General features: G+C 45.0%; 20 protein-coding genes. 11 read left to right on the forward strand and 9 right to left on the reverse strand.

The window, feature by feature from the left end; all coding sequences use genetic code 11:
• Positions 1–50: 50 nt before the first annotated feature.
• The 4 genes from rsfS to AACM02_RS01755 all read right to left on the reverse strand — a co-directional run bounded on the left by rsfS (position 51) and on the right by AACM02_RS01755 (position 3823).
• Positions 51–410 (reverse strand): ribosome silencing factor, encoded by a 360-nt coding sequence (gene rsfS, locus AACM02_RS01740; protein ID WP_332455807.1) that lies wholly within the window; start codon positions 408–410, stop codon positions 51–53.
• 102 nt (positions 411–512) lie between these two features.
• The gene (locus tag AACM02_RS01745; RefSeq protein ID WP_332455806.1) at positions 513–1868 is read right to left on the reverse strand and encodes a gluconate:H+ symporter; all 1356 of its coding nucleotides are present in this window, start codon (positions 1866–1868) and stop codon (positions 513–515) included.
• A 36-nt stretch (positions 1869–1904) separates the two neighbouring features.
• Complete coding sequence (locus tag AACM02_RS01750) at positions 1905–2900, reverse strand: Gfo/Idh/MocA family oxidoreductase (protein WP_339115882.1); 996 nt, start codon at positions 2898–2900, stop codon at positions 1905–1907.
• Positions 2901–2926: 26 nt separating this feature from the next.
• Positions 2927–3823 carry an SMP-30/gluconolactonase/LRE family protein gene (locus tag AACM02_RS01755; RefSeq protein WP_339115883.1) on the reverse strand — a complete coding sequence of 299 codons (897 nt, stop codon included), beginning with the start codon at positions 3821–3823 and terminating at the stop codon, positions 2927–2929.
• A gap of 358 nt (positions 3824–4181) precedes the next feature.
• On the opposite strand from AACM02_RS01755, the gene AACM02_RS01760 reads away from it, so the two are divergent.
• Positions 4182–5198 carry a dihydroorotate dehydrogenase-like protein gene (locus AACM02_RS01760; protein WP_332455803.1) on the forward strand — a complete coding sequence of 339 codons (1017 nt, stop codon included), beginning with the start codon at positions 4182–4184 and terminating at the stop codon, positions 5196–5198.
• A 100-nt stretch (positions 5199–5298) separates the two neighbouring features.
• Here AACM02_RS01760 and AACM02_RS01765 read toward each other — a convergent pair whose 3' ends face one another.
• The 5 genes from AACM02_RS01765 to AACM02_RS01785 form a co-directional block, all read right to left on the reverse strand.
• Positions 5299–6534 (reverse strand): DUF1080 domain-containing protein, encoded by a 1236-nt coding sequence (locus AACM02_RS01765; protein WP_339117412.1) that lies wholly within the window; start codon positions 6532–6534, stop codon positions 5299–5301.
• Positions 6535–6653: 119 nt separating this feature from the next.
• Positions 6654–8267, reverse strand: a complete 1614-nt coding sequence (locus AACM02_RS01770) for a S41 family peptidase (RefSeq protein ID WP_339115884.1) — start codon at positions 8265–8267, stop codon at positions 6654–6656.
• Positions 8268–8280: 13 nt separating this feature from the next.
• Positions 8281–8793, reverse strand: a complete 513-nt coding sequence (coaD, locus tag AACM02_RS01775) for a pantetheine-phosphate adenylyltransferase (RefSeq protein WP_332455801.1) — start codon at positions 8791–8793, stop codon at positions 8281–8283.
• Between the two features lie 40 nt (positions 8794–8833).
• Positions 8834–10690 (reverse strand): DNA topoisomerase IV subunit B, encoded by a 1857-nt coding sequence (locus tag AACM02_RS01780; RefSeq protein WP_339115885.1) that lies wholly within the window; start codon positions 10688–10690, stop codon positions 8834–8836.
• A gap of 94 nt (positions 10691–10784) precedes the next feature.
• On the reverse strand, positions 10785–11915 hold the full coding sequence (locus AACM02_RS01785; RefSeq protein WP_339115886.1) for a hypothetical protein: 1131 nt from the start codon (positions 11913–11915) through the stop codon (positions 10785–10787).
• Between the two features lie 250 nt (positions 11916–12165).
• Here AACM02_RS01785 and nusB point away from each other — a divergent pair, with 250 nt between their 5' ends.
• The 10 genes from nusB to AACM02_RS01835 all read left to right on the forward strand — a co-directional run bounded on the left by nusB (position 12166) and on the right by AACM02_RS01835 (position 24840).
• Positions 12166–13092, forward strand: coding sequence for a transcription antitermination factor NusB (gene nusB, locus AACM02_RS01790; protein WP_332455798.1), 927 nt, complete (start codon positions 12166–12168; stop codon positions 13090–13092).
• A 27-nt stretch (positions 13093–13119) separates the two neighbouring features.
• Complete coding sequence (gene yajC / locus AACM02_RS01795) at positions 13120–13428, forward strand: preprotein translocase subunit YajC (RefSeq protein ID WP_214063362.1); 309 nt, start codon at positions 13120–13122, stop codon at positions 13426–13428.
• Between the two features lie 18 nt (positions 13429–13446).
• The gene (locus tag AACM02_RS01800; RefSeq protein WP_339115887.1) at positions 13447–14430 is read left to right on the forward strand and encodes a YbbR-like domain-containing protein; all 984 of its coding nucleotides are present in this window, start codon (positions 13447–13449) and stop codon (positions 14428–14430) included.
• 1 nt (position 14431) lies between these two features.
• On the forward strand, positions 14432–15019 hold the full coding sequence (gene coaE, locus AACM02_RS01805) for a dephospho-CoA kinase (protein ID WP_339115888.1): 588 nt from the start codon (positions 14432–14434) through the stop codon (positions 15017–15019).
• A 201-nt stretch (positions 15020–15220) separates the two neighbouring features.
• Positions 15221–15418, forward strand: coding sequence for a winged helix-turn-helix domain-containing protein (locus tag AACM02_RS01810; RefSeq protein ID WP_214063359.1), 198 nt, complete (start codon positions 15221–15223; stop codon positions 15416–15418).
• Between the two features lie 122 nt (positions 15419–15540).
• Positions 15541–16740: a carcinine hydrolase/isopenicillin-N N-acyltransferase family protein gene (locus tag AACM02_RS01815; protein ID WP_332455794.1), complete on the forward strand. Its 1200-nt coding sequence runs from the start codon at positions 15541–15543 to the stop codon at positions 16738–16740.
• Positions 16730–19561: an FAD-binding and (Fe-S)-binding domain-containing protein gene (locus tag AACM02_RS01820; protein ID WP_339115889.1), complete on the forward strand. Its 2832-nt coding sequence runs from the start codon at positions 16730–16732 to the stop codon at positions 19559–19561. The genes AACM02_RS01815 and AACM02_RS01820 overlap by 11 nt, the downstream gene beginning before the upstream one ends.
• A 41-nt stretch (positions 19562–19602) precedes the next feature.
• Positions 19603–21396: an arginine--tRNA ligase gene (gene argS / locus AACM02_RS01825; protein WP_339115890.1), complete on the forward strand. Its 1794-nt coding sequence runs from the start codon at positions 19603–19605 to the stop codon at positions 21394–21396.
• A gap of 37 nt (positions 21397–21433) precedes the next feature.
• Positions 21434–22675: an acyloxyacyl hydrolase gene (locus tag AACM02_RS01830; RefSeq protein ID WP_339115891.1), complete on the forward strand. Its 1242-nt coding sequence runs from the start codon at positions 21434–21436 to the stop codon at positions 22673–22675.
• Positions 22675–24840 (forward strand): HRDC domain-containing protein, encoded by a 2166-nt coding sequence (locus tag AACM02_RS01835; RefSeq protein WP_339115892.1) that lies wholly within the window; start codon positions 22675–22677, stop codon positions 24838–24840. Before AACM02_RS01830 ends, AACM02_RS01835 begins: the two co-directional genes overlap by 1 nt.
• Positions 24841–24847 lie beyond the last annotated feature (7 nt).

Consider the following 24847-nt stretch of genomic DNA (forward strand, 5'->3'; position numbering starts at 1 on the left):
CCTATGAAATTTTTGATGAATATATGTAACACTTCAGATGAAAATAAGTTTTAATCCAATGCCGGAACTTGCTCCAATGAAGCGTCTTCCCACAGATGATCGAGGTTGTAATAGTGCCGTAATTCGGGCACAAAAATATGTACGATTATTGTACCGTAATCCATACCTATCCATTCGGCACGTTGTTTTCCCTGGACTCTGATAGGGCTTTCCCAGGTATTTCTTTTCACCACCTCTTCTACCGATTCTGCCAATGCAGAAACCTGAGTAGGGGTATTTCCCTCACAAATGACAAAATAGTCGCAAATTGCTCCCGGAATTCCTTTCAATTGAATTTGAGTGATGTTCTTCCCTTTTTTCTCTTGTATCCCTTCAATGATGCTTTGTAATAACTTGTTATTTTCTTTCATTCGCTGTTTTAATGAGTTACGTATACAAAGATAGTCGCTTTTTCACAATCACCTTATCTTTCATACACAAAAATAACAGCAAGAAGAGTGCCAAAAAATAAATCAAAAAAACAAACTCGCCAACAACGTAAATCCCAATCCGCAAAAAGCGATAATGGTCTCCATTACTGTCCAGCTTTGGAGTGTTTGCTTCTCGTTCATTCCCAGGTATTTTCCTACTAACCAGAATCCACTGTCGTTGACATGCGACAGCAACGTAGCTCCCGAAGCTATGGAGATCACAACCAACGCCCGTTGCGGATCATTCAAGCCAAACTCAGCGATAATTGGGGCAATAATGCTGGCAGCAGTGATCATGGCTACAGTGGCAGACCCTTGCGTCACCCGCACCAACGCCGAAAGAATCCATGCCAGTAGAATAGGCGGCAGTGCAGAATTTGCCATGGACTCCGCCATCATCTGGCCAATACCACTATCGATCAATACCTGTTTCAGAACACCGCCGGCACCGGTTATCAGAATGATGATTCCGGCAGGGCCAAGTGCCTTGGTGCTTAATTGAAGTACCTTTTGCTTGTCCATGCCCCTTCGGATACATAAAAAGTACGTGGCAATCAATGTGGCAATAATCAATGCTGAAAAAGGGTGCCCAATAAACTCAACAATGTCTGTAAAAACGGATTTAGTGACAACGCCTTTAGAAACCGCCACCGCTGTGATCGTGTTCAGTAGAATCAACAGCAACGGAATAGAGATAATCACCGCGATCGACCGGAACGACGGGTAGTTTTCCGGATCGAATTCCGGTGAAACATCGCCGGATGAATACGGCGATTCCAGGTAAATCTTTTTAGAAATATACTTCCCGAAGATTGGCCCCGCAATTATCGCAGTAGGGATACCCAGAATAAATCCCATAAAAATTACCCAGCCCAACGGCACACTGATGATATCTGCCACCGCAATCGGCCCGGGCGTTGGGGGAATAAAGCTATGCGTTACCGCTAATCCTGCCAGAAGCGGGATGGCGTAATACAATAACGAGAGTTTGGTATCCCGGGACAGTGCATACACGATGGGAACCAGAATAATAAAGGCCACATCCAGAAAAATAGGGATAGCCACCAAGAAGCCCGTTGTTACCATTGCCCAGGGAGCCCGTTCCTTGCCAAACTTTTTCACCAGGTGGTGTGCTAATGATTCCGCTCCTCCGGAACTTTCCAGCATTTGCCCGAAAATGGCCCCCAATCCTACAACGGTAGCCACAAAACCGAGCGTTCCCGCCATTCCTTCCTGAATGGACTTGGTGATACTGCTGAGAGGCATTCCGGTAAGGACGCCTACGTATATGGATGTGAGCAACAAAGCGATAAACGCACTGACCTTGAGTTTTAAAACCAGGAATAACAGTATTGCTACTGCGGAGACGACGATAAAAGTTAAAAAGAGTGTTGACATATTTACCGGTATGGAAGATTTCTGGTTTCAGGCCGTTTAAAGAGTATGCCTATGGCAAATCCGAATGGAATCCAACGCCGATTCTGGAGTACACTTGACAGGTTGAGCACCTTGTAAAACACATTCGGCGAAATAATAAAGTTCGTTCGAAAAACCATCGTTTGAATCACCTCCTGAAAACAGCATAGTTTCAGTGTCCGTAGCTACTTGTATGTTGTGCGGGTCTTGCGAGGAAAAGAAAACACTGGCATTCTCGAACCGGGCACTAAACCCCGCATGAAACGGATAACTGGCATGAAACGTATTGCCTCCGTCAATTTTGACAACGACATCCGAATCATTATACTTCCACAATGCGCTCACGTAGTCATGGGTGCTTAATTTTCCCGGCAAGCACCGGGCCTCTATCTGATCGGGAACACCGCAAACCCATTGAGCAAAATCGATATCGTGAATAACCAAATCGAACAAAGCACCACCCGACGATCCAAACTCTTTTTGTCTCTCTTTCCATTGCCCCCAGATAGGTACACCCGAGAAACGCGACAACGCTAAGAACTCCAGGCGACCGTATTCACCCGAATCTATCCATTTTTTCAATGTTTCGTAAGCCGGCATAAAACGTACTACATGACCAACCATCAACACCTTGTTTTTGGAACGGGCAAGGTTAATCAGCCTTTCCCCCTCCCCTGCATCAATGCAAAAAGGTTTTTCAAGAAAGACATTTGCTCCTGACTGAAGCGCCATTTCAGCCATCTCATAATGCAATGCTGTATGAACTGCAATAACACAGGCATCGGGCTTCTCCACTTTCAGACATTCTGCAAAATCAGAATAAATGTTCACGCCCGAAAGATCTTTTGCATCGACATTACCGGTGGCGAAATTACCCGACTGTTCTGTAAGCTTTGTGAAGATGTTCCCGGGAACTTTATCAACAATGGCTTTCAAATGAATACGCGGATTTTTCAAAATATTCAACGTGTGGGTCATTCCCATGAACCCGAAACCAACTAAAACTGTATTCATAAATTATCTTATTTATAATTTTATTTTTATGGTAAAGAGTTAAGATCAACCCCTTTCACACTCATTTTCAAGGTATATACCGAAGTCCGGGCGGTGATAAACAGGATGTTTCTTTTTTTTCCGCCAAAACAAACATTTGAAGGGCTTTCGGGAACTTCTATTTCCTGGATAAGTTCACCTTTGGGGGAGTATACCCAAACTTTTCCCATGGTCAGGTATACATTTCCTTTGTTGTCCATGGTCATTCCGTCGGATCCATGGGGTGCAAAAAAAGTCTTGTTGGCCAGGGTTCCATCCGGCTGGATGTCGTACTTCCATATCTTCCCGTCATTGATATCGGCAACATACAACGTTTTTCCGTCGGGCGTACCGACTAATCCGTTGGGTTGTTTATAATCGGCGATAACCCGGATGACCTCTCCATCGGGGCTTAGGTAATAGACTCCCCGCACATCCTGAACTTCAGCATGCCCTTCTCTCCAATAGTTCCGATGATAATAAGGATCGGTGAAATAGATGCCCCCTTTGGGGGTAATCCATAAGTCGTTGGGACCGTTCAACTGTTTTCCGTCGTACTTTTCATATACAACCTGCATTTTTTTATCTTTCCCGAAACGCACGATCTGGTTGTGTAAATCAGCACAGGAGACCAATTGACCGTCAGCATCAACATACAATCCGTTGGATCTACCGGTCTCTTCAGCCCACAGAGAAATGCCTTTTCCTTCATCCCAGACATAAATGCGATCGTTCGGCTGATCAGTAAAATAGACTCTACCCTCTCCCGAAACGGCCGGACCCTCGGTAAAAGAATAACCGGTCCCCACTTTTTCAATTTTCGCATTTTTCGAAATGATACTGTTTTTCTGTCCGTAAACAGAACTACAACAGATCAATAAAACCAATCCTGTTACAACCTTCATCCGTTTATGTTTTATTATTCATATTGTTGTCCGGTGGAGCTGAAGAGAAGTGCAAATCATATATAAAACTGATTGAGTTTGACTGAAAACAGACTCTTTGGCAAATATAGTTATATTGCACAGAAATACAACTATCCACCCCGATTTTAATTGTAGCTAGCCGCTCATTTCCCCTCTCAGGTAACGGTAAAAAGCAAATTAAACCGTAATATTGTAAGGGCAAAACTATTCGAGCGAAAAAATGTTATATATTCATATGCGGACAGGAGCCGGACATTAAAGGTTAAGAGGTGACCGGAGTCCCTTGACCAGTAGTGGATGCCTGGCCTAAAATCACAACATAAAATTTAAAGAATCTATGAAAAATCTTGAAACTACCTTTATGGGAATAAAACTGGACAATCCGGTTATATTGGGCGCCAGCAATATGTCGTCACACCTCGACCAGCTAAAAAAGGCTGAACAGCAAGGCATTGGAGCTGTGGTTTATAAAACCTTGTTTGAAGAGCAGGTACAGTTGGAAAACCTGCAATTGGATGAAAGGTTAAGCCAGTACGCACACATTCACGCAGAAATGACCAGTATTCATCCCGATGTAAATTTTTCCGATATCGATTATCACTTGTCAAGACTTCGTAAAGCGAAGGAAAGTTTATCCGTACCTGTGTTTGCCAGCCTTAATGCTGTGAATAGAGAATCGTGGATAAGCTATGCCAGGATGTTAGAACAAACCGGGATTGACGGGATTGAAGTAAATCTTTACCAGACCCCCGTCGATTTTAGTAGCAGCAGTGAAAGTGTTGAAAACAATCAAATAGCTATCGTTGAAGAGGTAAAGAAAGCCGTGTCCGTTCCCGTAAGCGTGAAGTTGAGTTCGGATTATACGAACATCCTTCATTTCGCGAAAAGGTTGGACGAAGCAAAGGTAGGTTCCTTAGTCCTTTTTAATGCATTTTTCCAACCCGATATTGATATTCAGAAGGAAAAGCATAAAAAGGTTTTTAACCTTACCCAAAAAGGCGATTACAAAAAAACGCTGAGGTATACTGGAATGTTGTACGGCAATATTAAAGCTGATATTTGCAGTAGCCGGGGAGTTTTCACCGGAGAAGATGTGGTGAAGCTGATCCTGTCGGGTGCAACAACAGTGCAGGTTGTCAGCTCGGTATATAAACACGGCGTAGAAAGAATTGCCTCCATAAAGAACGGCATAACAGAGTGGATGCAACAGAAGGGATACAACAACCTTGATGAGTTCAGGGGCAAACTGGCCAATGTCAATTTAGACAAAAACGAACATTCACTGGTTTATAAAAGGGCGCAATATGTTGATTTGATGCTGACTTCGGAAACTATTTTCGGAAATTTTCAATAATCCCCTGTATTCATATTACAAAACCCACTAAGCGAAAAGGGCTCAGTGGGTTTTGTTTATTTCCAGCGTAACAAGACGTAAGGCCGGATTACAGGTCGGATTACAGCGTCTGCAACTTCAAATTTCTCCAAAGCACTTTGATACCACCGCCATCGTGGATTTGCAAGGCAATACGGCCCTGAGCCTTTCCGATTTTCTCGTCGGTCAGATCCACCATTTCCTCACCGTTGAGATAAGTTTTCACGTTATTACCATTAATAACAATACGCAAGGTGTTCCAATCGCCCACTTTCAGGATCTCCTCTTTTTCGTCAGGGATCTGTACGAGCCAACCCCTTCCGTAAGACTCATAAATGCCTCCTGTATCATTTCCTTTGGGAGCAACTTCAACTTGCCAGCCATTCACAATAGCCCCCGGTTCAATAAATGAACGAATGAAAACTCCCGAGTTTCCATCGGCTTCCTGTTTAAATTCTACTGAAAGGTCGAAATTGTCGTAATACTCACGAGTAGCCAGATAGCCATATTGTTTATCAGGCCCGCTTTCACAAACCAACAATCCGTCCTGAACATACCATTTTTCGGTTCCGTAAGCCTCCCATCCAGTCAGGTCAACACCGTTGAAAAGATTTACTTCCTGGGTTTTACGGGGAAGTTCTTTGATTTTCACGTTGCGGAACCAGGCTGCCGATCCGTGGTCTTGCAAACAGATAACACCTTTACGAGCCAGGCCGTATTCGGGTGCATTTTCCCATTTTCCGCTGTTTTTGCGTGCAAACCAATCTTCTGTCCATGCTTCGAATTCGATCACCTTTTCACCGTTCAGCCAATGCTCAACATGTCCGTTATCGAAGACGATTTTCGATGTGTTCCATTCTCCGGCCGGTTTAATAATAAGTTTCGCCGTATCGGGAACATACATGGCATAATCAGCAGCCGTTTTCTGCCATTCTTCCAGCGGGTCGGGAAATCCAAGATTATCAATCAACTGATATTCCGGTCCCGTAACGTACGGTACTGTAAATTTTGGATTTTCAACCACGTGGTACAGCACCCCACTGTTTCCACCGTCGGCGACTTTCCAGTCCCACACCAATTCAAAGTTTTCATACAATTTATCCGTTACAATATAACCGTGTTCATCAGCGCCCTCGCCTTTTGCCTGAATCATTCCGTCTTCGGCAAACCACGGAGCGGTTAATGAATCACCGTTGTAATCGCGCCAACCGTTCAGGGTTTCTCCATCGAAAAGGAGCTGCCAGCCTTCGGCTTTCTCAGCTTCCGTCAATACATTGTGTTTCGCGGAAGGTTCACAAGAGGCAAATACCATTGTCATAAGCAGTGTTGTGCACAATAAAAAAAATCTTGATTTCATTTTTTCTGATTTTATAATTAAACGTTAGGAAAACAAAAGTATCTATTTTATGAAAATTATACAACTGTTCCCGTCGCCGGTTACTTTCGGGCTACAGAGAACGATCCGTTTAAGAGTTCATCATAAACGCCGGGATTGCTGATGATACGCAAGCCTTCCCTGAAAAGATCATTTTCGTCATTGATGATAACAAAATAGGCGGATGAATCAAACAGATCCCTAGCCATCAGTGCCTTGAGCTGTATTTTCAAAAATTGTTCCGACTTCCGGAATTGCTCATCGTCCCATTCCATTTTTTCTCCTTTTGCCATTTCCTTCATCCGGGTTATCATGGATTCGGGAATCCGGTAATCCGACTTGAATTTTTCGACGTGGGAATATGATTTTAACAATTTTGCCCGGTTTTTGTCCACTTCGGCAATAGCGAGTTTGTTGACTATTCCCCGGCCAATAAGGTTACGGTGTAAATCCGTTACCGAGTTCGTGTCCACAGGTACAAAATAGTCGGGCATGATCCCGCCTCCACCGTAAACAGTGCGCTTGTTGACAAGCGTCTTGAACCTTAACGAATCAGGGAAACGGATACTGTCGGCGTGCCACATTTCACCGTGTTGTACCCGGTTGAAGAAATCACGGTTGTATGCGTCGATATTGCCTTCTTCGTAAGGCTTCTGGATGCTTCTGCCCGTAGGTGTGTAATACCGGGCAACGGTCAACCGGATCATCGTTCCGTCGGGAAGCGGAAGTTGACGTTGCACCAACCCCTTTCCGAAAGTCCGGCGGCCAACCACCACACCCCGATCCCAATCCTGAACGGCCCCGGCCACTATTTCACTTGCCGACGCCGAACCTTCATCCACGAGAACAACCAGGCTCCCCTGTTCAAAGCTTCCTGCCGACGTTGTGCGTAAATCATACCGAGGCTGGTTCTTCCCTTCGGTATATACCACCAATTTCCCGGCACCCAGGAATTCATCCACAATATCCGATGCCGTTTGCAAAATACCTCCTCCGTTTCCGGTCAGGTCGAGAATAAGGTTTTTCATTCCTTTTGCTTTCAGTTCTTTCTCTGCTGCCAGAAATTCTTCGGATGAACTGACCCCAAAGCGGCTTAAACGAATGTATCCGGTATGATGATCCACCATGTATTTGGCATCGATACTGTAAATGGGGATCTTGTCGCGAACGATTCTGAAGTCCAGCAACTGCGGAGTTCCACGACGCAAAACCCTCACGTTCACGGTTGTGCCTTTGGGACCTCGGAGCATCTTTATAACATCCTGGTTATCCTTTTTTATACCGGCAATAAGCGAATCATTTACGTAAATAATTTTATCGCCGGGCAGGAGACCCACCTTTTGTGAAGGTCCGCCTGAAATGACTTCCATTACGTAAAGTGTATCGGTAAGCATATTGAACGAGATTCCAATACCGTCAAAATTGCCTTGTAACGGTTCGTTCATCGCTTTCACCTCATCCTTGTTGAGGTAAGTGGAGTGTGGGTCGAGTTCAAGCAACATGGCACGGATGGCCGCTTCTGTCAGATGAGAGGTTTCAACGTCATCGACGTATAAACCGTTTATCATCTGGAGCGTCCTCTCCAGCTTTACTCCATCAGGGGATAAACGAGATTGGCCAAACGACAAGGAGGATACCAGTAAAAGTGTTGCAAGAAAAAAAGTTGTTTTAGACATTGTTATTCAATTGTTATCCAAGTATCATCCCTTTCGGAACAAAAGCGCTCACATCGTGTCCGTAACGCAATAATTCACGTACGTGGGAGGAACTGATGTGCGTAAGTTCAGGCTCGGTAAATAATACAAATGTTTCTATTCCCGAAATCATCCGGTTCATATCGGCTATGGTTTTCTCGTACTCGAAATCATTAACCGAGCGTATTCCCCGTAATATGAACTTTGCATCCATTTTCCGGGCAAACTCGATGGTGAGAGAATCGTAGCTCCCAACTTTCACCCGGGGTTCATCCTTGTATAAGCTTCTAATCATCTCCATCCGCTTTTCTAACTCGAAGTAAGCCTTTTTTGCTTCGTTCACACCAATGGAAATTACAATTTCGTCTACCAACTCCAATCCGCGCCGTACCAGCGACTCGTGCCCGATAGTGAACGGATCAAAAGTGCCCGGGAATAATGCAATCCGGCTACTTCTCGACGGGGTGACAGATAGACGGGGAGAGGGTATTGATTCTAAATTGTCCATTTTCCGGGGTTATTTATCATATTTACAATTATTCCACAAGCTACGACTCATCTTCAACAACCAGGTTTTCTATGATAAAAGTCTGCCGGTCGGGAGTATTTTTACCCATATAGAACTCAAGAAGCTCTTTGATAAGATCTTCTTTTCGCATGGATACCCTGTCAAGCCGCATATCTTTTCCGATAAAATTCTTGAACTCGTCGGGAGAAATTTCACCAAGACCCTTGAACCGGGTAATCTCCGGATTAGGACCGAGCTCTTCGATGGCGGCAAGCCGTTCCTCCTCCGTATAGCAATACAAGGTTTTCTTTTTGTTACGAACGCGAAAAAGGGGAGTTTGAAGGATATAAACGTGTCCTTTTTTTACCAGATCGGGGAAAAATTGCAGGAAAAACGTGAGCAACAACAGGCGAATGTGCATACCGTCAGTATCGGCATCGGTAGCAATGATAACCTTGTTGTAGCGCAATCCATCCATCCCGTCCTCGATATTAAGGGCAGCTTGCAATAAGTTAAACTCCTCATTTTCATAAACAATTTTTTTTGTCAACCCAAAAGAGTTTAACGGCTTGCCCCGAAGGCTGAAAACAGCTTGCAAATTAGGGTCTCTACTTTTGGTGATGGAACCGCTGGCTGAGTCACCTTCCGTGATGAAGATACAGGAATCATCGAGATTATTCCCTTTTGAATCGTTATAATGGATGCGGCAGTCCCGCAGTTTCCGGTTGTGCAAGTTTGCTTTTTTCGCCCGTTCCCGGGCTAATTTTGTTACCCCGGCAATGGCTTTTCGTTCTTTTTCAGAATCGAGAATCTTCTTCTGAAGGATATCGGCCGTCTCCAGGTGTTTGTGCAGGTAGTTATCCAGCTCCTTCTTCAGGAAGTCGCTTACGTATTTATTGATCGAAACTCCATCGGGGGTCATGTCCTTTGATCCGAGTTTTGTTTTTGTCTGCGACTCAAAAACCGGCTCTTCGATCTTCACGCTGATGGCAGCCACCATCCCGTTCCGGATATCGGAATATTCGAAATTTTTGGTGAAATATTCTTTGATAACCCGGGCAGTTGCCTCACGAAAAGCGGAAAGATGCGTCCCGCCTTGTGTGGTATGCTGGCCGTTGACGAAAGAGTAGTATTCTTCGCCATACTGGTTGGAATGAGTAATCGCCACTTCAATGTCATCACCGTGAAGATGGATGATGGGATAAAGAATCTCAGTTGTCAGGTTGTCGTTGAGCAGGTCTTCGAGCCCGTTTTTTGAATAAAACTTCTTTCCGTTAAACGTAATGGTCAGCCCCGTATTCAGGAAAACATAATTTTTAAGCAGAGGTTCGATATGTTCGTCACGATAAGCATAATCCCCAAAAATTTCGGTGTCGGGAGTAAACTCGATAACGGTTCCGTTGCTTTGCGAAGAAGATTGCTGCGGGCTATCGTTTACTACATGTCCGCGCTCATATTCAACACTCTTTGATTCACCTTCCCTATAACTTTCGATCAGGAACCTCGAAGACAAGGCGTTTACCGCTTTGATCCCAACACCGTTTAATCCCACGGATTTTTTAAACGCCTTGGAGTCGTACTTGGCTCCGGTGTTCATCCGCGAGGAGACATCCAACACCTTTCCCAACGGCACACCCCGTCCATAATCACGCACACTTACATTCCCGGAATCAATACAGATGTCTATGTTCTTCCCAAAACCCATCCGGTATTCGTCGATGGAATTATCCATTACTTCTTTCAGCAGGACATATATACCGTCGTCTGACGAAGAACCGTCTCCCAATTTCCCAATATACATCCCGGGACGTCGGCGGATATGTTCACGCCACTCCAGGGTTACAATGTTCTCTTCGCTATAATTCAGTATTGCTTGTTCTCTTTCTAACTCAGTCACTTGTTCTCTTTCTCCTATAATTTTTCAGGTGCAGGGCCTGTTTTAAAACCTTTCTGCACTTCTTAAAGTCAAAATTTGTTCCTTCTTCCGATAATTATAAATCTTTTATAAAAGCACGGCGCGTTTTATGATGTCTCGCCTCCAGATCATCCCACATGGATTGCACTTTATTGTTTACTGCCAACTCGGGGTTGCTTTCCGCATATTCAAATCCCAGCCGAATAGCTTCGGGGATAAACTGACTAAAGATAAGGGCATTCACACCTTTGCCCTGATACTCAGGATCAACGCCGATCAGCAGCAGGTCAAGAACTTTATTGTCGTTCCCTTTCAAAGCCCTGTATAAATGATACCACCCGGTAGGGAGGAACTTTCCGCCCGATTTCTGCAGTGCTTTTGCCAGACTGGGTAATCCGATTCCCACTCCCACAAGCCGATTGTCTTCTTCACGCAGCACGAGCGACAGGAAGTTCAAACGCAACATAGGAATATACATGTTCACGTAATAGTCTATCTGCGCTTTGGACAACGGAACGAAACCGTATAAATCTTTATAGGAACGGTTCAACAACTCAAATATCTCATGCGCATAAGGCCAGACATCCTTTTTACTTTCAAGCTTGACAACATTTAGTCGAAAACGTTTTTTTACGATTTCAGCAACACGCACAAACCGTTCGGGAATTTCCTTGGGTATCTTGATCAGAAACTCATACCAGTCCTGATCCTTTTTGTAGCCCAATCTTTCTATATGATCTACATAGTAGGGGTAGTTATAAATGGTTTGCATGGTACCAATCTGATCAAAGCCATCTACCAGCAGACCCTCGTAATCGAAATCGGTAAATCCCATAGGTCCGTGCATCTTTTCCATACCGCGAAAACGAGCCCAGTTTTCAGCTTCATAGAAAAGCACATCTGCCACTTCCGGGTCATCAATGAAATCGACAAAACCAAAACGGGCGTTCTTTTCGCTCCAGACATTATTCGCTTTATGATTGATCATTACTGCAATCCTGCCAACTATTTTTTCTTCCCGATAAGCCAAGAAATAAGCAGCATCGCAATGCTCGAAGGCCGGATTTTTATCCCGGCTCAACGTAGCAATTTCATCATAAACGAGCGGCGGAACAAAAAAATCGTTTCCTTCGTATATATCGATACTGAACTGAACAAACTGTCTCAGCGTATCTTTGTCTTTTACTTGTCTGATTTCTAATGACATACTCTTTATAATTTTCGCGTATATGTATAATTGACCGTTTAATTTTCTCAAAATACTATAAACGGCAAAGATAATGAATTTTAGAGAATGTTTGAAACATGATTTCAGAAAAAACAATATCTCTACCCGGGTGTTTATATCTATTTGTATATAAGTTGTTTTGTCTTTAATCAAATAGTTTTCAAAACCATTTTACTTGTATATCCAAAAAAATGGCTAATTTTGCATTCTTAAAATGCTCATTTAAAAAATGATTAATCGAATTTTAATTCGTACCCGGATAGTACAGATTGTTTACGCCTGGTATCAGAATACGAATAAAGATTTACGTACAGCCGAAAAAGAACTTCTGTTCGGATTACAAAAATCCTACGATCTTTATTACTACCTCCTTTTGTTAATGGTTGAGCTGACAAAAGCTTACGACGCCCGCGTAGAAGCCAAGCGGAACAAGTATCTTCCTACGGATGAGGATTTAAATCCCAACACCCGGTTGATCGAAAACAAGTTTATAGGGCAACTTTCGCAAAACCATCAGTTCAACAAGTACCTAAATGAGCGCCCCATGTCTTGGAGAGAACATGATGCGTTTGTAAAGAACCTGCTCGACGAAATCATCGCATCCGATATTTATGCTGAATATGCCAACGAAACAAAAACGGATTACAACGACGACAGGGAGTTTTGGCGAAAAATCTTTAAGCAGTTTATCCTCGACAACGAAAAACTGGAAGAAATTCTGGAAGATGAAAGTATTTTCTGGAACGATGATATTGAAATTGTACAGACTTTCGTAATGAAATCCATCCGGCAATTTTCGGAGGAAAACGGAGAAAATCAACGTCTGCTGCCGATGTTTAAAGACGATGAAGACCGTCAATTTGCACTGAAGTTGCTTCACGATACCATCCTTAATGAACAGAAGTACCGTCAACTGATTGAAACCCACAGTGAGAAGTGGGATTTCGACCGTATTGCATTTATGGATATGATTATCATGCAAATTGCATTGGCAGAGATCCATACCTTTGAAACGATCCCCACCAGCGTATCGCTCAACGAATATATCGAAATTGCAAAATCTTACAGCACTCCCAAGAGCGGCACCTTTGTCAACGGAATTTTAGACGCAATTGTTGCCGATCTTCGAAAAAATAATATTATTTTTAAACATTAATTTCAAACACTCTAAAACGTTATTCGTATGGATATTTTATTACAAGCAGCTACAGGCGCAGGCGGAGGAATGGGAACATCGCTATTGATGATGGTGGCTATTATTGCCGTATTTTATTTCTTCATGATCCGCCCGCAACAGAAAAAACAAAAAGACGTGCAAAAGGCCCGCGAAGCCATGAAGGTGGGCGACAAGGTGGTGACTGCCGGCGGTATTCACGGACGCATAAAAGAAATTGGCGAAACCTGGTTTTTGGTAGAGGTGGCCGATGGTGTTAGACTAAAATTCGAAAAAACATCGGTTTTTGCCTCTTCATCCGATGTGACTACACCTTAAGAAACCGTTTGTTTAACTATGGATTTGGCATCAACCAAGAATAGATGGATTGCGAGGATACGATCGTTCTTTTCCAGATTAAACTGGAAGAACATTCTACTTTTTTTCGGATTCTTCATACTGGCTTTTATTTTTTGGTTGATGTTGTTTTTCCAACGCGACATTGAGGCTACCTATAAAATACCGCTGAAGTACACAAATATCCCTGACGATGTGGTTTTTGATGCTGTATTGCCTGACGATATTGAAATACGAGTTGCCGACAAAGGTTCGGAAATATTCCGATACACCTTTACCTTGAAGGATTCTATTGAAATTAATATCGCCAAGTACAAAGAGGAACGGATCAATAACCTGCAGGGGACTGAACTAATGCAACTCATCCGGAAAAAATTATCCCAGAGCACAAACCTCAAAGCCTACTACCCCATAAACATATCGCTGGTTACCTCTAAGCTTCAAAAGAAAGAACTGAAGGTAGTTTTCGACGGGGTTATCGCTACCAGCCGCAGTAATCTGGTGGCAGACAGCGCTACATTTCTGCCCGGAACCGTAATAGCTTACGGTTCTCAAAGCCAGTTAGCTGAAATTTCGTCAGCTGTAACCGAGTATACCCTGTTCAACAACCTGAAAGCTACCTCGCAACTGAAAGTAAAAATTATGCCTGTGAGCGGAGTCAAGTTCATACCCGACGAGGTAGAACTTTATATCCCCGTTTTGGAGTATACGGAAAGAAAATTTGAAGTTCCCGTCACGGCAAGAAATGTTCCTGATAATATCGACGTGAAGTTTTTCCCATCGCAAACAGAAGTATCGTTCTCGGTAACTCTGGAAGAATACAAGAAAATTGCCCCAGAGGATTTTGAGGTTGAACTGGATTACAAAAAATTCTTCAAAAACGAGGATGGACGCGTAGACCTGGAATTATCGGCAAGCCCTTCGCCCATACGTAACGTCAAGCTATCGCCCTCGTCGGTAGAGTTCCTTTTAGAAAGCAGATAAGATGATAAAACTAGGAGTTACTGGTGGGATCGGAAGTGGAAAATCGGTTGTCTGCGATGTGTTCCGACTTCACGATATCCCTGTTTTTGATGCCGACCGGGAAGCCAAAAAGCTGAACGACACCTCTCCCGTAATCCGTGAAAAACTGATCAACAACTTCGGCCCGGACCTTTACCAGGGTAACAAGCTCGACCGCAAAAAACTGGCAAACCTTATTTTCAATAATGCAGAAAATCTTCGTATAACAAACGCTATTATACATCCCGAGCTGGCAAAATATTTCGAAAAATGGGTGGATCAACGAAAACACCATGCTGTTATTGCCATTGATGCAGCCGTTTTGTACGAAGCAGGATTCCAATCGTTGCTGGATAAGACCATTGTCGTAATGGCTCCTTTGGAAACACGCATTGAAAGAGCGGCAAAAAGGGACCGTCTCTCCAAAGAACAAATAACGGCACGGGCCAACAGTCAAATGAATGACGAAGAAAAAGCAGGACTGGCCGATTTTATCATTCGTAACGATGGACGGCATTCCCTTTTGGAACAGGTTGCCCAAATCCTACAAGATATTTCAACCCTTTATTAATACAGGGCTTCAGGGAGGGCTGCCTGTAGAAAAACGTACTAATCAACCACTTAATTAAGTATTTTTATACTATCAATAAAAGACATTAAACATAAATTCACTACTTTTGTATCGGATTTAGGTTATCTAGTGGACTTTCGCACTGAACGTATTCGTTATAAATACATGCGAAATGTAATTTACTTATTTAAAATTAAAAAAATGATAGAAAAAATTGGGACCAATGCCGGTAAAGTCTGGACATTGCTGGACGAGGCCGGAACACAAAACGTAAAAGATCTGAAGAAGTCTTCAAAATTGACGGATAAAGATCTTTATGCTGCTCTTGGCTGGTTAGCCAGAGAAGGAAAAGTAGCGTTGGTGGAAGACGGAAAAGAATTATTCGTTTCGCTGATATAAAAAGCACACAACCAACGATTTAAGAAAAAATAAAGTAAAAGCCGTCTTTAAAGACGGCTTTTTTGTATCCATTTTTTTCGACGATCTGTTTTTATCCGCTATCTTTACTAAAAAATAAGCGAATGAGAAAGTTGGCCATCCTTCTTTTATGGATATTTCTCACCCTCTCCGAAAAATCCATTCCCTGCACAACGGCTGTTATTTCCGGGAAAGCCACGCCTGATGGGCGAAGCATGATATGGAAACTGCGTGATACGGATGACCTGGAAAACTGTTTCCGCTATTTCAATGACGGAGAATACAGTTATATCGGTCTGGTAAACTCCGGGGATATGAAAGGTGAAAACGTGTGGGGCGGATCCAATAGTGCTGGATTTGCCATTATGAACAGTGCATCGTATAACGTGAACGAAAACGATACCACCTCCATGAAAGACAGGGAAGGTATTTTCATGAAACTCGCTTTGCAAACATGTGCATCGCTGCAGGATTTCGAAAAACTGCTCAATGAATACCCAAAGCCGCGAGGATTGGCGGCACACTTCGGCGTTATAGATGCCAGGGGCGGAGCGGTCTTTTACGAGGTGAACAATTACACCTGGACAAAATTTGATGCCAATGCCGCTTCCGAAGGTTACGTGATCCGCACCAATTATTCCGAAACCGGCACTCCTGATTCAGGATACGGTTTTATACGCAGACAAACGGCAGAGAAAATTTTCGCAGAAGCGAAACGGATGAATCGGTTGAATTATCAAACCATTGTTCAAGAATTTACGCGGTGTTTCTATCATCCGGTTTTCGGGTTGGATTATCGGGAAAAATACGAAACCTCCACACCAGAAACCGTCTTTATCGCATCCGACGATCTCCTTACCCGCCATAGTTCCTCATCATCCATAATTGTACAAAGCATAAAGAAAGGCGAATCGCCCGATATGTCAACCATCTGGGCGCAAGTGGGATTTCCCGGAACATGTATAGCAATTCCACTCTGGGTACGCGGCGGAAAAAATCTTCCACAACTGGTACAATACGAAGAATCCATTAAAAACAGCCCACTCAATTACTTCGCCTCCCTGTGGAAGAAAGAGGCTTACCCCATCGGTCGTTCCGACGGGTATCACTATTTAAAAGTGCCCGTGCTCGTCAACTCCCAAAACAACGGCTATATTCAACGTATCGAACAATTGGAAAAATATATTTTTGCATGGACGGACGAGAAATTGACCTCGTGGAGAAGCATGCTGCCGCAAGCATCTGAACTTGAAACGTTTTATGAACAATTGGATGAAACAGTGAGTGGATTTTATGGAAAATAAACAACTACATTCTCGCTTAACAAAACTTTTTCCCAAAGAACAGGTTTTCACCGACGAACTCTCGCGCCTCGTCAAAGGCACCGATGCCGGACTGTATCGGCTTGTTCCCAAGGCAGTGGTAAAAGTCAACACGGAAGACGAAGTTATCCGATTACTGCAGTTTTGCAGCAAAGAAAGCATACCCGTAACTTTCAAGGCGGCAGGCACTAGCCTGAGCGGACAAACCGTATCCGATTCTATCCTGATGGAAACCGGGCGGGGGTTCGAGTTTTCGACCATAACGGAAAACGGGAAAATGGCTACTTTCGGCGCTGGCATTACCGGAACAGCAGCCAACCGTATGTTGCAGCGCTACCGTCGCAAATTAGGCCCCAAACCAGCATCCATCAACTCGGCGAAAATTGGAGGCATTATTGCCAACAACGCCAGCGGTTCGAGTTACGGCATTAAGCACAACAGTTACCATACCGTAAAATCGATGCGGATTATTTTTGCCGACGGCTCATTGCTCGATACCGCCGATACAACCAGTTGTCAGTCGTTTATCGCATCTCATCCCGAATTTATTGCTCAGATTGAACGCTTGCACAACGAGGCTTCTGGTAACGAAGGGGTTAAAAACCGGATACAACAGAAGTTCCAACTCAAAAACACATGCGGATACGGCGTAAATTCGTTAATCGATTTCTCCGACCCTGTAGATATTCTGCAACACCTGATGATCGGCTCAGAAGGTACACTGGGGTTTGTATCGCAAGCCACGTTCGAAACCGTACATGATGCGCCTCTCAAAGCTACAGCCATGCTCTATTTCCATAACTTGCGCGATGTGTGCGAAACCATTCTACCGTTGCGTTCGTGTTCGGTAAGCGCCGCCGAATTGATGGACAGGAACGCTTTACGTGCTGTGGAAAATCAGGAAGGGATGCCTGCCGAACTGAAGTCACTTCCGGAAGGGGCAGCGGCATTGCTTATAGACACCTCTGCCGACGACGAAGAAACGCTGCTTGTCCAGATGCGTGACATTGAAGCAAAACTGGCGCACATTCAAACACTTTATCCCATACGGTTTACAACCGACATTCATCTGTATAACCTTTACTGGAACGTACGTAATGGGTTGTTTACTTCGGCAGCGGCATCACGCCCACCACACACGGCAAGCATTATTGAAGACATTGCCTTTAGCGGTGAAATTTTAGGCGACGCGCTGACCGACGTGCGTGAACTGTTGGTGCGGACCGGTTATGCCGATGCCGTAATGTGGGGACACTTGCTGGATGGGAACGTTCATTTTACAGTTTTTCCAGACATAAATTCACCGGACGGTGTTGACAAGTACGCCCGTTTTATGCATGAACTGGCCAATCTGGTGGCTGTGAAACATAACGGCAGCCTGAAAGCCGAGCACGGAACGGGGCGAAACATGGCTCCCTTCGTGGAAAAGGAATGGGGCACGGAGATTTATGGGTTAATGAAACGCATAAAATCGGCTTTCGACCCAAATCACATATTGAATCCGGGAGTAATTATCAACGACGATAAAGACGTTTTCATCAAGAACCTAAAAAATATCCCCGATGCCAATCCATTGATTGACAAATGCATCGAATGCGGGTTTTGCGAAGTAACTTGTCCGTCAAAAGAGTTAACCTTTACACCACGTCAGCGTATTGTAGCGTATCGTCGGTTAACGGAATTAGCCGATAGTCGTTTTGATAAAAAGTTGCGCGAAAGATGGGCAGGAGAGATGGCATATGAGTTTAACGAAACTTGCGCTACCGACGGACTTTGCGCCATTGCCTGCCCTGTAAACATCGATACGGGGTCGCTGGTGAAAGAACTTCGCTGGAAAGAAAACGGAAAATTCGCGAACAGAGTTGCAAGCAGTATGGCTAATAATATGGCATCGGCCACATCACTGATACGTGGTTTGTTAAAAATCCCCCATTTCATCGCAAAAATTATAGGTTACAACCCAATGGAAGATATAACGAAAGGGGTATACAAAATGGGCGACGGCCTCTTTCCCTTATGGACAAGATATACGCCGTCGGGGAGCCGGAAAATTGTTCGTAACATTTTTCCGGGCCACAGTGCCGATGCGCCCGTAGTGGTTTATTTCCCATCGTGCATCACGCGCTCCATGAGCGGCCCTTCTTTCGGCTACGCAGAAAAAGAGGATATCCCTTCGAAAATGCTTTCGCTGTTGCGAAAAGCAGGTTATACCGTTATAATCCCGGAAGGAAAGGATAAGTTGTGCTGTGGAATGGCATTCAGCAGTAAAGGGTTTCGGAAGCAAGCGCGGCAGAAAGAGTCGGAGTTGAACGGTGCATTGCTCAAAGCGAGCCGGAACGGCGAACTACCCATCGTGTGCGACATGAGTCCCTGTCTGCTGCACATGCGTGAAACGCTCGACTCCCGCCTGAGACTGTACGACCAGGTAGAGTTTATTCATGATTTTCTGTTAGACAAACTGACCTTCGAAAAGCAACCTGTGTCCATCGCCATTCATACCACATGCAGTTCAACGAAAATGCACCTCGAAGAAAAACTATATACTGTCGCTGCCCTTTGTGCCGACAAAGTCATCGTCCCCGAAAACGTTTCGTGTTGCGGATGGGCAGGCGATCGCGGCTTTTTCTATCCCGAGTTGAACCGTTCGGCGCTCGCATCCCTTAAGCACGGTATCGGCGATGCTACCGAAGGGTATTCCAACAGTCGCACCTGCGAAATCGGCTTGTCGATAAACAGCGGTGTAACGTATAAATCGCTGGTATATCTGGTGGATAGGGCTTCGGAGAGGAAGTTTCTTTCGTAGATTGTTTGTATCTTTGCACACTCAATCAGCAAATTCACATTATGAACATCGAGAATATACTTCAGACTGCAATTATAAGCGCAATAAAAGAATTGTACAGCGTAGATGTAAATGCATCGCAAATCACACTTCAGAAAACAAAGAAAGAATTTAAAGGACATTTCACCCTCGTAACCTTTCCTTTGTTAAAGATTTCGAAGAAGAATCCCGAACAAACGGCACAGGAAATCGGTATGTACCTGGCCGATAAATCACCCGTTGTTTCGGAGTTTAACGTGATAAAAGGTTTTCTAAACCTGACGATTGCCTCGAAAGTATGGCTTGATCTGCTCGAGAACATCGATAAAAATCCCGAATTCGGCTTCACACCTGTTGCTAATGACGCACCCTTGTTTATGGTGGAATATTCGTCGCCCAACACCAACAAACCGCTTCATCTGGGACACATCCGTAACAATCTCCTGGGACATTCGCTCTGTGAAATACTGAAAGCCAACGGTAAACGGGTGGTAAAAACCAATATCGTGAACGACCGGGGTATCCATATCTGCAAATCGATGCTGGCCTGGCAGAAATGGGGAGATGGGGAAACACCCGCATCATCGGGCAAGAAAGGCGACCACCTCATCGGCAAGTATTATGTGCTTTTCGATAAAAAATACAAAGCCGAACTAGCCGACCTGCAGGCTGCCGGACTATCAAGGGAGCAAGCCGAAGCCCAATCGGTTTTGATGGAGGAAGCGCGCGAGATGCTTCGTCAATGGGAAGCAAACGATGCCCAAACTGTGAATTTATGGAAAATGATGAACGGATGGGTGTATGCCGGTTTCGATGAGACGTACGAAAAGCTGGGGGTCTCGTTCGATAAGATCTATTACGAGTCGCAAACCTACCTGGCTGGAAAAGACGAGGTGCTGCGAGGATTGAAAGAGGGTGTTTTCTACCAGCGTGAAGACGGGTCGGTATGGGCCGATTTAACCCATGAAGGGCTTGATGAAAAAATCCTTCTTCGCTCCGACGGAACTTCAGTGTACATGACGCAAGATATCGGCACAGCGAAGCTCCGGTTCGATGACTATCCCATAGACACCATGATTTACGTGGTTGGAAATGAACAAAACTACCATTTCCAGGTGCTCTCCATACTGCTCGATAAGCTGGGTTTTGAATTCGGAAAAGGATTGGTCCATTTCTCTTACGGGATGGTGGAACTGCCCGAAGGCAAGATGAAATCGCGTGAAGGGACCGTAGTGGATGCCGATGATTTGATGGCCGAGATGATTCAGACCGCCCGCGAAACTTCGGAAGAACTGGGAAAGCTGGACGGTGTAACACCAGAGGAAGCCGATCGTGTTGTAACCATGATTGGAATGGGGGCCCTGAAATATTTCATTCTGAAAGTAGATCCGAAAAAAAACATGACCTTCAATCCGAAAGAATCCATTGATTTTAACGGGAATACCGGTCCGTTTATCCAATACACCCACGCCCGCATCAAATCAGTTTTGCGCAAAGCCGAGGAACAAGGGATTCCTGTTCCTGAATCAATGCAGGCAGACATTGTTCTTTCTGAAAAAGAAGAAGGGTTGGTGCAGTTGCTGGCTGAATTTCCGGATATCGTCAAACAGGCCGGAGACGAATACAACGTCTCGCTAATCGGAAATTACGTGTACGATCTGGCCAAAGAATTCAACCAGTTCTATCACGATTTCCCCATGCTGCGTGAAAAGGACGAAGCCCTGCGTGCGTTCCGCCTGCTGCTTTCGAAGAACGTAGCCATAACCATCAAAAAGGGAATGGTATTGTTTGGGATTGAAGTGCCGGAAAGGATGTAAACGGATTGCGGAGTTGGGAATCGGGGATTAGATTTTTATGAACAAACAAATCACATACAAATTATTAATTTTTGCTACTGTTTTCCTGTTTTTCGCCACGAAACCCTCGTCCGCTCAAACACGTTCAGATTCTGTGCTCCAACCGGATAGGTTCCGGAACAGATTGGAATTCGAAGCCCGGCCGGGATACATTATTCCTACCCATAATTTTCTGAAAGGCGAGAATGCCCGCTCCAAACCCATTCGGAATTCGTTTTCCACCCACCTGAAGTACTCCTTTCAATTTAAGCCCGGCTCCCCTGCAGGGAGCATTTACGGTATACCGCACCAAGGGATTGGAGTTGCATATTTTACGTTTGGCGAGCCTCAGCAATTGGGAGCCCCCCTTGCCGTGTATTTGTTTCAAGGTGCTCGTTTAGCACAAATGACCTCCAAGTTGTCGCTTCATTACGAGTGGAACTTCGGGTTATCGGGCGGATGGAAACCTTACCATCCCAAAACAAATCCGGATAGCCGCGTCATCGGCTCGAAAATAAACGCATATATGAACACCGGATTTTATCTCAACCAAACACTTTCACAATACTTCAACCTGATTGGGGGTATCAGCATCGCACACTTTTCCAACGGGAACACACAGTTTCCCAATGCAGGATTAAATACGGCAGGAGTCAAGCTGGGGCTGATGTACACGCTTAATCCTAGTATAATGTCCCGGCAGTCCCCATACCGGGGAGCAGTGGCAGATTTTTCCCGCCATGTGAGTTACGATATTGTTTTGTTCGGTTCGTGGCGGCGAAAAGGTGTTTATCTTGAAGGCAAAGGAATAGCCTCACCGCACGAATATCCGGTAGGCGGCTTCAACATCAACCCCATGTATAACTTTGGTTACAAGCTGCGTGCCGGTTTATCGCTGGACGGTATTTACGACAGCAGTGCAAACGTGTATACCGAAGACTATATTGTTGAGCCTGGTGGTAAAAATCCCGGATACACGTTTCATAATCCACCGGTTAACAAACAATTGGCTTTAGGTATTTCTGCACGGGCGGAGTATGTGATGCCTTACTTTACGGTGGGTGTGGGTATCGGTTCGAATATCGTCCACGGAGGTGGCGACCTGGCCGGACTATACCAGATGTTGGCGCTTAAAGTGGAAGTTACCAGAAATTCGTTTATCCATATCGGCTATAATCTTCAGAACTTCCAAACGCCGAATTACCTGATGTTGGGTATCGGGTACCGGTTCAATAACAAATATCCCTGTTTTTACAGGTAATGGAAAAAATGTCCTACCTCTCTCCATATGAATGTGCGAAGGAATTTGTCACCTATACCGGCAGGAATATATTTATCACCGGAAAGGCCGGCACGGGAAAAACGACTTTTCTGCACCAGTTTCGTACGGAAACCACGAAACAGGTAGCCGTGGTAGCACCAACGGGTGTAGCGGCCATTAATGCGGGTGGGGCAACCATCCATTCTTTTTTTCAGTTGCCGTTTACCCCTTTTACGCCAACACCTGCCGGATGTGAAGCGTTGATTGCCCGTATGAAAATGAACAGCTCCCGGCGTCGTGTGATTCGTGAACTGGAAGTGCTGGTGATCGATGAAGTCAGCATGGTGCGAGCTGATGTGCTGGATGCCATCGACACGGTGCTTCGCAGTGTGCGCCACAGGCGTTCTGAACCCTTCGGCGGTGTGCAAGTAGTTTTTATCGGGGATGTATACCAACTGTCGCCCGTGGCCAAGGCCGATGAGTGGCGGATCCTGTCGGACTACTACCGGGGAATTTATTTTTTTCACAGTCGCGTCATCCAGGAACACCCACCGGTCTATGTGGAGTTCGACAAGATCTTCCGGCAGTCCGACAACCTTTTTATCGATGTGTTGAACCAGGTGAGGAACGACTCACTTTCAACTGAAGGGCTCGAGCTCTTGCAAAGCCGTTACGACCCGCACTTTAACCCGACGCCTGAAGAAAATTACATCACGCTCACCACGCATAATTTCAGCGCCGATGCGATCAATAGTGCCGAGCTGGAAAAAATTAACACAACCGCTCATTCGTTCCATGCGGTGGTGAAAGGGGAATTCCCCGACAATGCTTTTCCCGTGGACCGGGTTCTCATCCTGAAGGAAGGCGCCAAGGTAATGTTCGTGAAAAACGATACGGAAGTACCGCGACGTTATTTCAACGGTAAAATTGGCACGGTCACACACATCCTGGAAGAGGGTGTCACCGTACAGTGTCCGGACGACACGGAAGAAATCACCGTTTCTCCTGTACTCTGGGAGAATATCCGATACACCACCCATTCGGAGACCAATACGGTGGAAGAGGAAATAATCGGCACATACAAACAAATTCCCCTGCGGCTCGCCTGGGCCATCACCATCCACAAAAGCCAGGGACTTACTTTCGATAAGGCCATCATCGACGCGGGGAAAGCCTTTTCACCGGGACAGGTGTATGTGGCACTGAGTCGTTGCCGGTCGCTCGACAGCCTGGTATTGAAAAGTCCGATTAACCGTTATAGCATAGGGGTAGACGAACAGGTTGTCCGGTTCTCCTCCTCTAAACCAGAAGAAAACCAGGTTGCCGGAGAGTTGCAGTTGGCAAAGAAGCAGTTCAGCATCAACCTGCTACTGCAACTGTATGACTTCGACCCGCTTCTCCAGGCAGCACGTTCCTGGTACTCCAATACTCAGGAAAACGAATCTTCTTTCAGCGAGGGAACTGTTCCTTTCGTAAGTGAGGTCTGTAATCAGTTGACGGAATTGGAGCAGGTAGCCGGCAAATTCAGGATACAGTTACAACATATTACCGGGCAAACACCCGTCAACAAGGTTTTTTTTGCAGAACGCCTCCGAGCATCCTCATCCTATTTCACCGAAAAAATAGAAACATTGCTGCGGACATTGCAGGAATCGACCGCAACCACGGATAGCAAGGCAAATGCGCAGGAATACGACGAGGACATCGTTTCCCTATTTGTAGCGGCAGCCCTGAAGGCGCACCTGATCTCTGCGACTTCAGATAACTTCTGCATAGAGTCGTATTACAATGCGCGACGCCAGTTCAGGCAACCTCCTTTCTCCCTCACTTCCTACAGCCGTGACAGCACGGGGATACAGTTGAAATCGATCCACCCCGAACTACTAAGCGAGTTGGTACAGCTCCGTAACCGCATCAGCAAAGAGGAAAATCTGCCGGTCTATATTGTGGCTTCAGTAAAAACATTGGTACAAATGGCGGATTACCTACCGGAGACGGAAAAGGAGTTACTGAGGATCCACGGTTTCGGAAAAGTTAAAACAGAACGCTTCGGTGCGAAGTTTCTGGAGCTAATCCAGAACTATATCGCGGCTTACGGAATTGAATCGCGTATGATTCAGTTTAAGGAGGATAAAAAGCAAAGGAAAAGAAAAAATAAAGGATAGGCCCTGC

Origin of the sequence: Petrimonas sp. (assembly GCF_963921705.1) — a bacterium.
Lineage (GTDB): Bacteria > Bacteroidota > Bacteroidia > Bacteroidales > Dysgonomonadaceae > Petrimonas > Petrimonas sulfuriphila.

Excerpts from the sequence above, each read along its gene's own strand:
- rsfS (WP_332455807.1), bottom strand. The coding sequence starts at position 410 with ATGAAAGAAAATAACAAGTTATTACAAAGCATCATTGAAGGGATACAA.
- AACM02_RS01745 (WP_332455806.1), bottom strand. The coding sequence starts at position 1,868 with ATGTCAACACTCTTTTTAACTTTTATCGTCGTCTCCGCAGTAGCAATA.
- AACM02_RS01750 (WP_339115882.1), bottom strand. The coding sequence starts at position 2,900 with ATGAATACAGTTTTAGTTGGTTTCGGGTTCATGGGAATGACCCACACG.
- AACM02_RS01755 (WP_339115883.1), bottom strand. The coding sequence starts at position 3,823 with ATGAAGGTTGTAACAGGATTGGTTTTATTGATCTGTTGTAGTTCTGTT.
- AACM02_RS01760 (WP_332455803.1), top strand. The coding sequence starts at position 4,182 with ATGAAAAATCTTGAAACTACCTTTATGGGAATAAAACTGGACAATCCG.
- AACM02_RS01765 (WP_339117412.1), bottom strand. The coding sequence starts at position 6,534 with ATGACAATGGTATTTGCCTCTTGTGAACCTTCCGCGAAACACAATGTA.
- AACM02_RS01770 (WP_339115884.1), bottom strand. The coding sequence starts at position 8,267 with ATGTCTAAAACAACTTTTTTTCTTGCAACACTTTTACTGGTATCCTCC.
- coaD (WP_332455801.1), bottom strand. The coding sequence starts at position 8,793 with ATGGACAATTTAGAATCAATACCCTCTCCCCGTCTATCTGTCACCCCG.
- AACM02_RS01785 (WP_339115886.1), bottom strand. The coding sequence starts at position 11,915 with ATGTCATTAGAAATCAGACAAGTAAAAGACAAAGATACGCTGAGACAG.
- nusB (WP_332455798.1), top strand. The coding sequence starts at position 12,166 with ATGATTAATCGAATTTTAATTCGTACCCGGATAGTACAGATTGTTTAC.
- yajC (WP_214063362.1), top strand. The coding sequence starts at position 13,120 with ATGGATATTTTATTACAAGCAGCTACAGGCGCAGGCGGAGGAATGGGA.
- AACM02_RS01800 (WP_339115887.1), top strand. The coding sequence starts at position 13,447 with ATGGATTTGGCATCAACCAAGAATAGATGGATTGCGAGGATACGATCG.
- coaE (WP_339115888.1), top strand. The coding sequence starts at position 14,432 with ATGATAAAACTAGGAGTTACTGGTGGGATCGGAAGTGGAAAATCGGTT.
- AACM02_RS01810 (WP_214063359.1), top strand. The coding sequence starts at position 15,221 with ATGATAGAAAAAATTGGGACCAATGCCGGTAAAGTCTGGACATTGCTG.
- AACM02_RS01815 (WP_332455794.1), top strand. The coding sequence starts at position 15,541 with ATGAGAAAGTTGGCCATCCTTCTTTTATGGATATTTCTCACCCTCTCC.
- AACM02_RS01820 (WP_339115889.1), top strand. The coding sequence starts at position 16,730 with ATGGAAAATAAACAACTACATTCTCGCTTAACAAAACTTTTTCCCAAA.
- argS (WP_339115890.1), top strand. The coding sequence starts at position 19,603 with ATGAACATCGAGAATATACTTCAGACTGCAATTATAAGCGCAATAAAA.
- AACM02_RS01830 (WP_339115891.1), top strand. The coding sequence starts at position 21,434 with ATGAACAAACAAATCACATACAAATTATTAATTTTTGCTACTGTTTTC.
- AACM02_RS01835 (WP_339115892.1), top strand. The coding sequence starts at position 22,675 with ATGGAAAAAATGTCCTACCTCTCTCCATATGAATGTGCGAAGGAATTT.